Annotated in this window: 14 protein-coding genes; 1 reads left to right on the top strand and 13 read right to left on the bottom strand. The window is 41.8% G+C overall.

Annotation, left to right across the window (positions count from 1 at the left end; translation table 11 throughout):
- Positions 1-6 precede the first annotated feature (6 nt).
- The 9 genes from trxB to rsmH form a co-directional block, all read right to left on the bottom strand.
- Positions 7-918, bottom strand: a complete 912-nt coding sequence (gene trxB, locus HMPREF2904_RS02165) for a thioredoxin-disulfide reductase (RefSeq protein WP_049474369.1) — start codon at positions 916-918, stop codon at positions 7-9.
- A 58-nt stretch (positions 919-976) separates the two neighbouring features.
- Positions 977-1,204, bottom strand: coding sequence for a DUF4059 family protein (locus HMPREF2904_RS02160; protein WP_003003995.1), 228 nt, complete (start codon positions 1,202-1,204; stop codon positions 977-979).
- An 81-nt stretch (positions 1,205-1,285) separates the two neighbouring features.
- A complete protein-coding gene (locus HMPREF2904_RS02155) occupies positions 1,286-2,029 on the bottom strand; it encodes an amino acid ABC transporter ATP-binding protein (RefSeq protein ID WP_003003991.1) in 744 nt (247 codons plus the stop codon).
- On the bottom strand, positions 2,029-2,829 hold the full coding sequence (locus HMPREF2904_RS02150) for an amino acid ABC transporter permease (RefSeq protein ID WP_070506166.1): 801 nt from the start codon (positions 2,827-2,829) through the stop codon (positions 2,029-2,031). Before HMPREF2904_RS02150 ends, HMPREF2904_RS02155 begins: the two co-directional genes overlap by 1 nt.
- Positions 2,830-3,025: 196 nt before the next feature.
- Positions 3,026-4,369: a DEAD/DEAH box helicase gene (locus HMPREF2904_RS02145; RefSeq protein ID WP_070659694.1), complete on the bottom strand. Its 1,344-nt coding sequence runs from the start codon at positions 4,367-4,369 to the stop codon at positions 3,026-3,028.
- Between the two features lie 134 nt (positions 4,370-4,503).
- Positions 4,504-5,496 (bottom strand): phospho-N-acetylmuramoyl-pentapeptide-transferase, encoded by a 993-nt coding sequence (gene mraY, locus HMPREF2904_RS02140; protein WP_070659662.1) that lies wholly within the window; start codon positions 5,494-5,496, stop codon positions 4,504-4,506.
- 1 nt (position 5,497) lies between these two features.
- A complete protein-coding gene (gene pbp2X, locus HMPREF2904_RS02135) occupies positions 5,498-7,780 on the bottom strand; it encodes a penicillin-binding protein PBP2X (RefSeq protein ID WP_070659660.1) in 2,283 nt (760 codons plus the stop codon).
- Positions 7,773-8,108, bottom strand: coding sequence for a cell division protein FtsL (ftsL, locus tag HMPREF2904_RS02130; protein ID WP_003003929.1), 336 nt, complete (start codon positions 8,106-8,108; stop codon positions 7,773-7,775). Before ftsL ends, pbp2X begins: the two co-directional genes overlap by 8 nt.
- Positions 8,109-8,119: 11 nt before the next feature.
- Positions 8,120-9,070 (bottom strand): 16S rRNA (cytosine(1402)-N(4))-methyltransferase RsmH, encoded by a 951-nt coding sequence (gene rsmH, locus HMPREF2904_RS02125; protein WP_024054758.1) that lies wholly within the window; start codon positions 9,068-9,070, stop codon positions 8,120-8,122.
- 150 nt (positions 9,071-9,220) lie between these two features.
- Here rsmH and HMPREF2904_RS02120 point away from each other — a divergent pair, with 150 nt between their 5' ends.
- Positions 9,221-9,400 (top strand): hypothetical protein, encoded by a 180-nt coding sequence (locus HMPREF2904_RS02120; protein ID WP_070659659.1) that lies wholly within the window; start codon positions 9,221-9,223, stop codon positions 9,398-9,400.
- Between the two features lie 257 nt (positions 9,401-9,657).
- Here the strand turns inward: HMPREF2904_RS02120 and HMPREF2904_RS02115 are convergent, their stop codons facing one another.
- From HMPREF2904_RS02115 to glyQ, 4 genes are all read right to left on the bottom strand, one after another.
- Entirely contained in the window at positions 9,658-11,040 is a 1,383-nt protein-coding gene (locus tag HMPREF2904_RS02115) for an amino acid permease (RefSeq protein WP_070659657.1), read from the bottom strand.
- 163 nt (positions 11,041-11,203) lie between these two features.
- Positions 11,204-11,461 (bottom strand): DUF896 family protein, encoded by a 258-nt coding sequence (locus HMPREF2904_RS02110; RefSeq protein ID WP_003012632.1) that lies wholly within the window; start codon positions 11,459-11,461, stop codon positions 11,204-11,206.
- A 33-nt stretch (positions 11,462-11,494) separates the two neighbouring features.
- Positions 11,495-13,531, bottom strand: a complete 2,037-nt coding sequence (gene glyS / locus HMPREF2904_RS02105) for a glycine--tRNA ligase subunit beta (RefSeq protein ID WP_070659655.1) — start codon at positions 13,529-13,531, stop codon at positions 11,495-11,497.
- A 281-nt stretch (positions 13,532-13,812) separates the two neighbouring features.
- Complete coding sequence (gene glyQ / locus HMPREF2904_RS02100; protein WP_002886077.1) at positions 13,813-14,730, bottom strand: glycine--tRNA ligase subunit alpha; 918 nt, start codon at positions 14,728-14,730, stop codon at positions 13,813-13,815.
- Positions 14,731-14,776 lie beyond the last annotated feature (46 nt).

Genomic DNA, 14,776 nt, shown 5'->3' with positions numbered 1-14,776 from the left:
TTTGGATTAAAAGTTTTCTGTGATATATTTATAAACTTCTTGGCCAGCAATCGCACCGTCTCCGACTGCTGTCGTCACTTGACGCAAATCTTTTTGACGAACATCGCCAACCGCAAAAATACCTGGGACTGTGGTTCTCATATGATCATCCGTGACCACCCAGCCATTTTCATCTAAAATACCAAGTTCTGTCGCAAAATCACTGACAGGATCTAAACCGACATAGATAAAGACACCACCGAAGGCTTGCTCTCTAACCTCTCCTGTCTTCACATCTTTTAAAAGGACAGACGTTACTTTTTGTTCACCCTTAATTTCTTCAACAACCGTATTCCAAGCAAAGTGAATTTTATCATTGGCAAAGGCACGATCTTGAAGAACTTTTTGAGCACGCAATTGATCACGACGATGGGCAATGGTCACTGTTTTTGCAAACTGAGTCAAAAAGACAGCTTCTTCTACCGCAGAATCACCACCACCAACGACCAAGAGATCCTCATCTCTAAAGAAAGCTCCATCACAAACAGCACAGTAGGAAACCCCTCTACTATTTAGCTCCTCTTCACCAGGGACATTCAATGAACGGTGGTTAGACCCTGTTGCAATCACCACGGTTTTAGCTTCAAATTCCCCATCATCTGTGACAATCTTTTTGGTTGCTCCGTGGTCTTCGATGCGCTCTACCTGTCCAAACAAATGTTCCACACCAAGATTCTCTAAAGGCTCGAACATTTTTTCAGCCAAGTCTGGGCCACTAATATTCGCATAGCCAGGATAGTTTTCAATGTCAGACGTATTGTTCATTTGACCGCCTGGAATCCCTCTCTCAATTAATGCGACTTTTAAATTGCTTCGTGCTGCATAAAGGGCAGCAGTCATCCCTGCAGGACCTGCTCCAATAATCACTGTATCAAACATACACAACCTCTTTCTGTTTTGTTGTAACCATTATAATTCTAACACGGTCTTTTTGCAATTATCGTGCTTGAAAGATAAACAAAATCCCTATGACCGCAAAGGTTAAAATAGGAATCGTCATGATATCAATTAAGAGGATATCATACAAATGGGCTTGTCGTTGCTTGGCTGTTTTATCTTTCTTCTTAAGGGCACGGTAGCCAATCCAAATACAAGAAGCGATCCCAACTAAAATCGTTGTCGTCACTAAACTTTGTAAATATAAGGACAATAATTTATTTAACATCACGACTCCAAATATTTTTACATTTTCAGAAAACAAACCCAGCTAGCATCGCCAGCTGAGTCTTACCTCTCCTCTATTATATCAAACATAGGTCCGTTTGTAACTAGCAAAGAATTCTTTTGTCCGTTCTTCTTTTGGATGTTGCATGATTTCCTCTGGTGTTCCAGATTCAATAATCCGTCCTTTATCCAAAAATAATACCTTATCTGCTACTTGCGCTACAAAAGACATATCATGGCTGACCAGTACCATGGTTTGTCCTGATTTTGCCGCATTGGCAATGGATTTTTCAACTTCTCCAACCAATTCTGGATCCAAGGCTGAAGTCGGTTCATCCAACAAAAGAACCTCTGGTTTCATGGCCAAGGCACGGGCCAAAGCCACCCGTTGTTTTTGTCCACCTGAGAGGTGACGAGGATAGTGATTTTCACGATCCGATAAACCGACTTTTGCCAGTTCTTCTCGAGCAATTTTCGTTGCTTCTTGATCGGATAACCCCTTCACAACAATGAGCCCTTCTTTCACATTTTCAAGGGCTGTTTTTCTACCAAACAAATTAAACTGTTGGAACACCATGGCCAATTTTCTTCTTAAGGTTAAGATTTGATCTTGAGTAATGTGCTCAAAATCAACTTCGAAATCATCAATCTTAATTCTACCACTATCTGGTGCTTCCAAATAGTTTAAACTGCGTAAGAAGGTTGATTTACCAGCTCCCGAAGACCCGATTAGGGCCACGACTTCCCCTTTTTGAATTTCCAAACTTAGATTATTTAAAACCTTTTGACCTGAAAATGTCTTTGATAATTCTGAAATATAAATCATTAGATCCGGACCTCCTGATCTGGTAAATCAATTGCTACGGGAGTCTCAATATCCAGTCGACGTTCAATGTGACGGCCTAGTATTTCAATGAGAATGTTCACAATCCAGTAAACAATCGATACCGTGATAAAGCGTTCAAAGTACTTCAAATCGCTCCCCCCAATAATCCGTGCTTGAGCAAAAATTTCAACCACACTGGCACTAAAGGCGAGCGAGGTCCCCTTGGTCAAGCCAATGAGAGAGTTGATTAAAGTAGGAGTTGCAACGACTGCTGCATTGGGAATAATAATCCGGCGATAAACTTGACGGTTGGTCATCCCAAGACTACGCGCTGCCTCAATTTCACCAGGATCCACTGATAAAATGGCTGCCCGGATGGTTTCACTCGCATAAGCTGCCTCATTAAAGGCAAGAGCCACAATTGCAAATAACTCAGCTGGAATAGCATTAATATTAAAAGCTGTTCCATAAGACTGATTGATTGCTTTTAAAATAAGAGGAATCCCATAATAGGTCAACATCAACTGAACCAACAAAGGAGTCCCCCGTAAAAAACTGACAAAAACAGCTTGAATCGGGTATAGAATTCGTACACGATTAATTTTGACCAGAGCAAAAATCATGGCAAAAATAATCCCAAAAAATGCGCCTCCTAGGGCTAGTAAAATCGTCACAGGCAATTTTCCTATGACAGACGGAAATGCATCCAATACGGCTCTCAAACTAAACAGCTTGCTATCTGGAACGTGTTTTAAAAAGTCAGCATACCAGTTGGCAGCTAAAAGATTAGTTGTAAACATTTTTGTTACTTCCTTTCTCGAACATAAACATTCTATCACATTCACTATCGGAATTCCAAAAATTGCTACAGAAATAGAAAAATGATAGACTACTCAAATTTAGTCTATCATAATTTTAGACAAGTTCCTAATAGTTTTTCTTTATGGAGTTCATAAAGAAAATCTATGTTTTCTTCTGAACATTTGAAAGAAGGGGTTAGAAAGTTTGGCGTTTGGCCTTACGTTCCGCCCGACCACGCGCACGGTTTTCAGCTCGCTTAGCTTTTCTCCGCTTTTCATCAACTGCCCATTTGATTTTTTTCTTGTAGCCTGGTTTGATTTTTTTCTTTTTCTTCTTCACCAGACCAATCATTTCGATGTCGAGTTTCTCTTGCTTTTTCTCACGATTCGCCCGTCTGTCCCGATCATAAGTATCTTCAATAACCCCATTTTTCAACACTTTCGGTACGAAACGAATGCCCATTTTTTCTAGTTCACGGATATCTGAATCATCACTCGGTTGATAAAGAGTAATAGCGACACCTGGTAGACCATTGCGTCCTGTCCGACCGACACGGTGGACAAAGAAAGAAAGATCTTGTGGAATAGCATCGTTGATGACATGACTCACCCCTTCGATATCAATTCCACGAGCCGCTAAATCTGTGGCCACAATATACTCAAAATCAAGATTTTTAACCTGATTCATGATCCGTTTCCGTTCACGTGGTGGGATATCTCCGTGAATCTTTGCCACTTTCAATCCCTGAGCCACCAAATAGGCATGGAGATCATCTGCTCTCGTTTTGGTATTAACGAAAATCATGGCCAAATAAGGTTGCAAGGTCTTGGTCAATTGGTAAATTTGCTCATTTTTATCCCGACCCTTGGTGGAAACCAGCCAATTATCGATGGTATCTGAAATCACCGTCTTAGTCTTAATTTGCTCCATGACTGGGTTTGAGAGATATTTTTTCAAGAAAGGCTGCAATTTTTGCGGAATGGTGGCTGAAAAAACTAAAAATTGCAGTTGTTGCGGAAGCCTTGAAGCAATCTTATCCACAGTAGACAAGAATCCCATGTCCAGTGTCATATCTGCCTCATCTACCACAAAAGTATGGGCCTTATGAATAGCCAGATCACCCGATGCAACCAGATCATAGATCCGGCCTGGAGTTCCAATAACGATATGTGGTTGTTTGACCTGCAATTTTTCAATCTGACGGCTTTTATCCGTTCCTCCAACATAATTCACAATCCGAATCTCTTTGTCAGAATGACTAGCGATTTGACGAGCAGCTTGGTAAATTTGCGTCGCCAACTCCCGACTAGGAGCCGTGATGACCGCTTCAACTTGCTCACTATCTTCATTTAAGGTTTGAAAAATCGGCAAGAGGAAAGTATGGGTCTTCCCAGAACCTGTCTTTGACTCTCCAACCAAATCATTTCCAGCTAGGACAATCGGAATTAGTTTTTCCTGTACTTCGGTTGCTTCTCTAAAATTGATTTCTTTCAGTGCCTCTTGAATATAGGGCTTAAAATTAAACTCTGTAAATTTCATTTTCTCAGTTCCTTTCATGATCTCTATTATTATATCAGAAAAGCTGTCTTCTTGCCTCTCTTATGGGTCATTTTTCCTAACCAGCGAAGTCTCTCTGAGTCAGCAAAAAAACGATGGGCAAGCCCACCGTCGTTTTATAGGTAGAGAAGGACTAGAGTCACGACACTTGTCACTAAGGCAATGCTCCACATAAAGGCATCCACTTTCCATTCTGACCAGTTTCGGCCAATGCCAGAAAGGCCACCCAATTCTAAATGATGGTGGAAAGGAGTCATTCGGAAAATCCGACGTCCTTCCCCGTAACGTTTCTTGGTCCATTTGAAATAGGTCACTTGTAGCATTACTGAACCCGTTTCAATGACATAGACCAGACCAATTAAGAGCAACGTCCACTCGACATGCAAAGCCATTGACAAAGCTGCAAGCATCCCTCCAAGAGCTAGACTACCGACATCTCCCATAAAGATTTTAGCCGGCTTGTGGTTGAAGACAAAGAATCCTAGCAAGGCCCCAATCATACTCAAGGTGACAAAGAGAATGTCCCATTTCCCTTGCATATAGGCAATAAAGGAATAGGCACTCAGGCTAATGGCAACGGAGATGCTGGCTAATCCATCAATCCCATCTGTCAAATTGACCGCATTTGAAAAACCAACCAACCAAAATAAAGCAAAGAGAATGTAGAAATAGCCCAAGTAAAGTTCATATCCGAAAACATTCAAAAGGCTTCCTGCACCGTGGCGTTCAGAAAAAATATAGAAGATGATTCCACCAACAAGTTGAAGGGCCAATTTTTGTTTTGGGTTAAGACCTTCATTAATCTTACGAAAAACTTTTAAAAAGTCATCCAAAAATCCAACAATTCCATAAAGAATCAAGATAAATAGAATCAGTTGAACAGGGCGCGTGAAATTTCCAGTCAATACGGTAACGACAAAACTAACTAGAACGGCTGTAATGAGAAATACAACTCCCCCCATTGTCGGAGTGCCAGCTTTCGCTTTGTGTTGTTTCACATCTTCGTGCATTTGTTGCCCGGAAATATGAGCACGATGGTAAAATCGAATAAAGGCTGGAATAGCAGCCACTGTTAATAGAAACGATACAAGGATCGTAGCAATATACATCTTAGTCTCCTAATGTTAAGGTAATCTTTTTAGTTTTATTGAGTGAGGTGTTCATTTTGACACTTTGTTTGGTTACTTTCTTTCCACTACCTTTATAGGTAATCTCAATTCCAGTCCATTCTCCAAAGATATCAGCATTTTTCTTTGTCCAACCATACATATCTGGAACCGCATCAAAGTCTTCTGTTAATAACAATACTTGCTGATTGGCTTTGACTTTAGAGCCTACATCCACAGACATTTTGCGGATATTTTCCCCGGTTCCTAGGACAATTGGCTGCACCAAATTGCGACGCAATTCCTCTGAATAAGCACCTGGGCTCAGATTTTGTTTCAGATTCAACTCCTTAGAGAGAGTTTCTACTGAAGGGATTTTGTAGGTCGTTTCTTTGGTCACACCATCCAAAGTTGGTGCCTCTGATGTCAAATGCAATTCGTCTTTTAAAGCAACTGCATCTTCCAAAATAGGATTGACCAACTCTTCCCAGCTGGTGGCTGAGAATTTCACTTCTGGTTGTTGGACCGTCACATACATAATGAATTCAGGATCTTCTGCAGGTGTCATGGCTACAACCGAGTTGATATAATCATTTTCTCCTTGCAAGTATCCTTGATCTGTCGCCATTTGGGCAGTCCCTGATTTCACCGCAACGTTTTGACCGGGTACCTGAATGATGGGTCCATCACTGTACAAGGTTCCATACTCTGGATCTGTTCCGACGGTGATCATATAGTTCCGTGTCTGTTGCGCAGCTGATCCTGAAACTGGTTTTCCAACAACTTCTTTTTTTGATTTGCGGGCTGTGTCTGATTTTTTATCGTAAATAGCACTAATAAACTTCGGCTCCAACATTTGTCCATCATTAGCGATGGCACTAAAGGCCCGTAACATTTGGGTTTGACTGACGGAAATCCCTTGACCAAAGGCAGATTGTGCCTGACTGACATAGTTATCCCCTGGAAGACCCCCGTAAGCTTCATTTCCCATTCCAAAACGGGTCGGAAGACCGAATTTAAAGCGGGTTAGATAGTCCATCCAGACAGCATTTCCCATTTTTTGCTCTAAGCGGGTCATCCCCACGTTACTTGAGTAAGCAAATCCCTGTGCGATATTCATATAGCGACCTTCAGACAGCCCCATATTGACATCCCAGTCACGGATGGTCGCATCTTTTACTTGTAGTTCGTTATTGTAGTATCCCTCATTATAAGCTGGGAAGGTTCCATGATCAATCGCCGAAGCTAATAACATGACCTTCATCGTTGAACCCGGTTCATATTGATCTTGATAAAGGATGGTATTCCAGGTTTTCAAGTTTTTCAGATCCAACCCTTGTTTGGTATCCGCATTATAGGATGGACGTTGCGTTGTCGCTAGGATCTCTCCAGTTTTTGCACTCACAAGAGTCGCACTAACATACTTTCCTTTTACTTTTTCTTGGAAAACATCCATTCGCGTCTCAAGGTAGGTCTGCAACTCTGCTGAAATAGTCGTATAGACATCTTTTCCATCTTCTGTTTTGACAGAAACCTTATCTGAACCAGGAACGATATTGCCGTTTCGGTCTTTGTCATAGGTGATAACCCCATTTTGACCAGCGAGAATACGATCGAGGGATTTCTCCATCCCTGATTGCCCCTTCAGGGTTTTATTCCCCTCTTTATCTTCTTGAAGAGAGGCCTGACCTATAAATTGAGAGGCAAAAACTCCATTTTTATAGCTCCGATTTGGACTAGTTGTAAAGGCAACTCCTTCAATTTTCGCCGCTTCCATGGCCTCACGGATGGCCGTCATATTGCTATAAGTTATGCCGTTTCCGTTCGAGCCAAAAGAAACTTGTTTCAATTTCTTTTGCGACAACTGTTGAATGACGTAATCCTCATCCATCCCTAAGTACTGCTTAAAGATTTCTGCTACTTTTTTAAATTGGCTCTCTTCTACATAGAGGACTTTCCCAGTTGCTGATTTGTACTTTTTATCAATAACCGCATAAACGTTATAGGTCGTCGCATCTTCAGCAATTACTGCTCCATTTCGGTCGTAGATCGTTCCACGTTTTGCAGGAACAATGACCGTCTGCTCATGGACTTTTTTGGCTTGATCCGATAAGGTCACACCAAATTTTTTGTCAGTCCCAATGATCATTGCAAAATTAATCAGAAAGAGAAAAAAGAGGAAAATCGCCAGTACACTGAGATTTTTCCCAACTTGTTTTCGATTCTGATCCGGCAAGCGACGTTTCTTTATCGAATACCCGATCAAAAATTTTTTGAATTTATTCATCACTACTTGCACTCACTGTTTTTCGATTTTCTTTTTGCAGCTTCATTCCTTGGGAGCTAGCCAACTGTGATAAGCGGTCATAACGTGTTAATTCATTGACCTCTTGACGAACATCTGCCAACTCTGTCTTTTTGGCTTCTAGTTCCGTATTCAAATCAGTCAATTCACTTTGAACTTGTAAAATCCGTGTCTGCATAAAGACGATACTAATGGCTAAAATAACAGCTGTTAGGACAATCGACCCATAAAAAGCCTTTTCTACTCTTGAGAAACGGCGAAAGCGGTCTTGAAGTACCTGTGTTCTTGTTCTCTCATCTCTTGCTGCCATATCAATTCCTCTTACTTGTGTATTTTTCGAGCAACCCGTAGTTTTGCTGAATGGGATCGATTATTATCCTCAAGCTCTTCATCACTTGGCAAAATAGGTTTCCGGTTGACCAACTCCATCTTTGGTTTCAAATCATCTGGAATAAAGGGAAGTCCCTTTGGAACCTCAACCGTCGAAGCTTCTTTAAACAATTGTTTGGTCAATCGATCCTCTAACGAATGAAAGGTAATCACAGAAATACGACCATCGAGGGCCAACAAATCCATGGCTTGCTGAATCGATTCATCTGCAGCTCCCAGTTCATCATTGACTTCGATACGAATGGCTTGGAAAATCTGTTTAGCAGGATGGCCCTTTTTCTTGAGCTCCTTAGCTGGTTTAGCAGATTTAATAATCTCTGCTAATTCAGTCGTTGTTTCAATCGGTTTAATTGCTCGTGCTTGCTCAATTTTCCGCGCAATTTGCTTGGAAAATTTGTCCTCTCCATATTTGAAAAAAATACGGACTAGATCATGGTAATCGTAGCTATTAACGACCTCATAGGCTGTCAAGGAAGCTTCTTGATTCATCCGCATGTCCAGTGGCGCATCTTTCTTGTAAGAAAATCCGCGTTCCCGTTCATCTAACTGAGGACTAGACACACCTAGGTCATAACAGATTCCATCAATTTCAGTCACACCCAATTCGTTTAGACGTTCCTTCAAATGACGAAAGTTATCCTTAATGAAGGTCACCATACCTTTCTCGATGAATGGAGCCAAACGAATCTTTGCATTCTCAATTGCATGCTGATCTTGGTCAAAGGCATAAAGATGGCCCGATTCATTTAATTTTGTTAACAAATATTCGCTGTGGCCTGCCCCACCCAATGTGGCGTCTACATAGATCCCATCTGGCTTAACATCCAGCATATCGATCGTTTCATGAAGCAAAACCGTTACATGATGAAATTCTTTACTCATATCTTTACTATTTTACCACAAATGGGACCAAGATGCACTCCTGAAAGAAAATTCACTAACTAATCTTATCGGACCTTTTCGGATCCTACAAAATACCTAGAAAGGCTTGATTTCACTTGTTTCCTCTAGGATTTATGATACAATATTCTTATGAAAATAAGAAAACAGATTCTCATCCCACTTTTATTGGTCGATGCTATCGCTCTCTACTTTTTTCTAACCACTATTGAGGCTTGGATTTTTTGGCTTGCTGCCCTGATCCTAGTCGGCTCACTTTGGTGGCTCAAAAAAGCTATTCAAGGACAAAAAACAGAGATGGAAGAAAACTAATTTCCTCCGTCCCTGTTTTTTTCTAATCCCCCAAGAAATTTCTTACAAAAAGGAAACTAGCTCTGAAATAATAAAGAGGCTGGGACAAAAGTCCTAGCCTCTCAATTATTTTTGGATTGTCGAGCAAGACGCAGTGGTTGAGTGGGCTCTACTACGCTGATTTCATCAGCTTTTACAGTCCTACTCAACTGTGCGGAGGTGGGACGACGAAATCGAATTCTAACGAATTACCGATTTCTGTCCCACTCTCTTGCGGTTTATTGATTATGTTTCCAATTGCTGTAAATCCCAAAAAGAATGATCCAGATGGTTGCTCCAATCGCTCCAATGTATGTTGATTCTTGCAAGAAGAGACAAACGAATACAAAGAGGAAGAAAACAATGGTTAATGGATTCAACACTTTATAGGCTGGCATGACAAACCCATCTGGCATAAATTCTTTCGATTTACGGTACTTAAGATGGGCAAGCATAGTCAAAATGTAAATAGCAATGTAGACACCAGAAGAAGATGCCGTAATCAAGGCAAAGGCATCTGAGACACCTGGCAAGACATTGATAAAGGCTGAAACAGCAACCACAATCGCAGAAAAAATAATCGCCCGACTTGGAATCCCCATACGAGATAAGCTATTCAGTTTCAAACGATTCATCACTTTACTGTTTGGTGTTTCTTTTGCAATCTGGTACAAGTGACGCCCTGTTGAATAGAGGGTGGAATTCAAGGAAGATGCCGCAGCTGTCAGTACAACAAAATTAATCAATCCTGCTGCCCACTTGATTCCTACCATCTGAAAGACCGTTACAAACGGTGACTTATTGACAGGAAGCTGTTGCCAAGGGAAAATAGCCATAATCGCCAACAAAGCTCCTACATAAAAGATTACAATCCGGATTGGAATTTCTTTAATAGCTTTTGGCAATACTTGTCGGGGATTAGCTGTTTCAGAAGTAGTAATTCCAACAAATTCGATTGCTTGGTAAGCAAAGAAGACCATTTGGAAGGCCATGACGAACTTGACCCAACCATTTGGAAACATTTGAAAACCATTGGTAATGTTACTTAAGCTAGCGTGTCCAGCTGGTGTTTCAAAATTCGTCGTCACCATAAAGATTCCTGTTGCGATCAAGGCTAAAATAGTGACAATCTTGATCATTCCAAACCAGAATTCAACCTCTCCAAAAACCTTCACAGCGATCAAGTTTACACAACTTAAGAGCGCTAAAAAGATAATTTGAATCTGCCAGGCTGGCCAATTTGGAAACCAAAGCTGGACATAGTTGGAAACAGCGGTGATCTCTGCCATTCCCAAAAATACCAAGGAGACCCAATAGGACCATCCTGAAAAATAACCCCAACCTTTTCCTATATACTTGGTGATAAAGTTGATAAAGGTGTGTTGATCAGGGTCCATATATAGCATTTCTCCGATTGCCCGCATCATCAAGTACATGAAGGCGCCAGTCAGCATATAGACTAAAATAATAGAGGGCCCTGTCAAAGAAAGGGAACGACCGGCTCCAAGAAAGAGTCCTGTCCCGATGGTTCCTGCAATAGCGATCAGCTGAACATGCCGATTTTGCAGACCACGAACCATCCCATTTTCGGTTTCTTCACCAGGATGATGTTTTTTTGACATATAATTACTCCAATTCTTTTTCTGTATATTTTCAGAAAAGTATACTTCAAATTTTCATACAATCTACTATACCATGTTTTTAAAAATTGGTCAATCCAGTCCAGAATATTCTGAATTTTATAGATTAAAAAGAGTGCTGAAATCTCTTCCAGCACTCTTTTGCTTATGAATTAGGGTCATCGAGACTACGGCCATGCAAACCTTTTTCCCGTTGCACTTGGCGTAGTTTCTCAGGTGTTACATCGTTACCTTCTTCATCCACAATTTTGATCCCTTCGATGTGGTGACGAACCGAACGACGATAACCTTCAATGTATTCTTCACGAAGTTTTGCTTGTTCCACTGCTTCTTCAGGAGTCAAACCTTCTGTTTTTTTCTTTTTAGCAAGCTCATTGATACGAGCGATTTTTTCAGGTGTCATAATAAAACCTACTTTCTACCTGTCATCAGGTACTTATTTTGTGTTCAATTGGTTGAAGGCTGCAACAGCGTTAGCTTTCGCTACAAGGCCTGCAAGAAGGGCCAAACGGTTGTTTTTAACCGCCTCATCTTCTGCCATTACCATAGTATTGTCAAAGAAAGCATCAATGACTGGGCTAAGAGCAAAGAGTTGAGCCAATTTGTCACTAGCTGAACCAGTCAATTCAAGCTCTTCAATCGCTTTAGAAAGGGCTTTTTCTTGATCGTTTTCAAAGAGACTAGCGTCGACTGCTACTGAAGCATCTGCTTTTTCTGCCAAGTTAAAGGCACGAGAGAGGGACTCAACAGCCGCCTTATAACCATCGGTCTTCGCAGCTTCTGAAAGAGCTTCAGCTGCTTCCAGCATATCAGCCACGACAAAGTTTGAACCAGCAAGAACAGCATCTTTGATGTCTTTTGGTGTGCGTCCCATCATCTTGTCCACACGCGCCTTGATGAAGTTGAGCACTTCTGCTTGATTGTCATAAGAAAGGCTATCAAATGAAAGGGCGTAAAGGCTGTCGATCAACTCATCCATAGGGATATGCCAACCAAAGGCATCCAAGATACGAACAATCCCTTGTGTTGCACGACGAAGCGCATAAGGGTCATTGGAACCTGATGGAATCAAGCCTACTGAGAAGAAGGAAAGGAGGGTATCCAATTTATCTGCAAGGGCAAGAATGGCACCAACCTTAGTCTCTGGAAGAGCTCCGTCTGCTGAATCAGGAAGGTAGTGCTCACGGATAGCTGTCGCAACCGCAGCATCTTCACCAGCGAGGAGGGCGTATTTTTCACCCATGATTCCTTGCAATTCATCGAACTCTCCGACCATACCCGTCAAGAGGTCAAATTTGTAGATTTCAGCTGCACGAGCAACAGCTGCCGTTTCTTCAGCAGTCAAACCAGCTTGCTCAGCTAGTGACGCTGCAATGACACCCGCACGCGCCATGTGTTCAGAAAGAGAACCAATTTTTTCATGGAAGGTTACGTTAGCCAATTTAGCAACGAGGTCTTCAATCTTAAGTTTTTGGTCTTCACGCCAGAAGAATTCACCATCTTCAAGACGTGCCACCAATACTTTTTCATTTCCTCGGATAACATTTTCCAAGTGCTCAGCATTCCCATTACGGACGGAGATGAAGTTTGGTTTAAGCTGGCCATCAAGGTCACGTACAACAAAGTAACGTTGGTGCGTTTCCATTGAGGTCACCAAGACTTCTTCTGGAACGTCCAAATATTTAGTGTCAAAACTTCCCATAAAGGCAGTTGGGTATTCGACCAAGTTCAAGACTTCATTCAAAAGTCCTTCTTCGATTTGGACTTGAACACCTTGTTCTGCTTCGATGGCTTTGATTTGCTCACGAATCATGTTTTCACGTTCTTTGCTATCCGCAATCACGTAAACAGTACGAAGGTCTTCTTCATAAGAATCCGCATTAGTAATTTCTACTTCATGTCCAAGAAAACGGTGTCCACGGCTCACACGACCTGATTGGATATCCAAGAAATCAAGGTCGAGCGCTTCGTCGCCCAAAAGAACGATCAAGGTGTGAACTGGGCGAATGTATTCAAATGTGTTGTTAGCCCAGTGCATGCTTACAGGGAAGGTCAATGAAGCAAGCACTTCTGGAAGGCCAGCCAAGACTTCTTTGGCAGGTTTACCAGCTTCGTGTTTCGTGACATAAACGTACTCTTCACCTTTGACTTCACGGAATTCGATATCATCAACCGTCAAGCCTTTCCCACGGACGAATCCTTGAGCCGCTTTTGAGAAGTTTCCATCTGCATCCAAGGCGATTTTCTTAGAAGGTCCTTTAAAATCTTCAGTTAAATCAGATTGTTGATCCGCTAAACCAATCACACGGACGGCCAAACGACGTGGTGTTGAGAAGGTTTGAATGCTTTCGTATGAAAGTCGGTTTTCATCCAAGAAGGCTGCCATTTTCTCACCGAGTTGTTTTTCACTTGGTGTGACAACGTAGGCTGGCAACTCTTCAAGTCCAAGTTCTACTAATAAGTTTTTTGTCATGTTTCTTCCTTTACAAAATTCTTTTTCTGATAGGCACCTTAGGTACTGGGGACGTTGCTAACTAACTTTGTGAGGCTGTGAGGAAATCTTCTGTTTTCTTGACATCGATTTCCAACAGTCTCATCAAAGTGGATTTAGCCAACTGATTTTTGAACCTCACGTTTCAAAAATCCCCATATACCAGTACAGCGGTGCCTATCCCTTTAGCAAGTCTTCGACTTGCCTCTGGGTAGCCATGTGGGCTCACTTTGTTTGCCCACTTTCCATTCTTGTAACTCTTTTTATTCTTCCTCTTCTGCTAGGAGTTTGGCGCGTGTGGCTTCGTCGAGAAGTGGGTAACCAAGTTTTTTACGTTCTGCGACGAAAGTTTTGGCTACGACACGAGCCAAGTTACGGATGCGGGCAATGTAGCCGGCACGTTCTGTAACGGATACTGCTCCACGAGCATCTAGCAAATTGAAGGTATGTGAACATTTCAAAACGTAGTCATAGGCTGGGTGAACAAGGCCCAATTCCAAAGCACGTCCTGCTTCTTTTTCAAATTTTTCGAAGTTTTCAAGAAGCATATCTTGGTCAGAAACTTCAAAGCTGTATTTTGAGTGTTCATATTCTGGTTGAAGGAAGATTTCTCCGTATTTAACGCCTGGAGCCCACTCAATATCGTAAACAGAATCGACTTCTTGGATGTAAGAAGCCAAACGTTCCAATCCGTAAGTGACCTCAGAAGTTACCGGACCAGTTGCCAATCCACCAACTTGTTGGAAGTAGGTGAACTGAGTGATTTCCATACCGTCAAGCCAAACTTCCCAACCTAGACCAGCTGAACCTGTTGATGGGTTTTCCCAGTTATCTTCAACGAAACGGATATCGTGTTCCAAAGGATTGATCCCCAATTTTTCCAATGATTCAAGGTAGAGCTCTTGGATGTTTGATGGTGATGGTTTCATCACCACTTGGAATTGGTGGTGTTGGTAAAGACGGTTTGGGTTTTCCCCGTAACGACCGTCCGCTGGACGACGAGATGGCTCTACATAAGCTGCATTCCACGGTTCAGGACCAATGGCACGGAGGAAAGTATACGGACTCATGGTTCCCGCACCTTTTTCATTATCATAAGCCTGCATGAGCATACAACCCTGGTCATTCCAGTATTGTTGCAAAGTCAAAATAATTTCTTGGAAGGTTAGTTTTTTTGACATCTTCTTCTCCTTTTTATAAATTCTTGCTACACGAGTCTGTCTCGTT

The sequence above is a fragment of the Streptococcus sp. HMSC072G04 genome, assembly GCF_001813295.1.
In the GTDB taxonomy this organism is placed as follows: Bacteria; Bacillota; Bacilli; order Lactobacillales; family Streptococcaceae; genus Streptococcus.
This window is presented reverse-complemented; position numbering and strand designations above follow the sequence as displayed.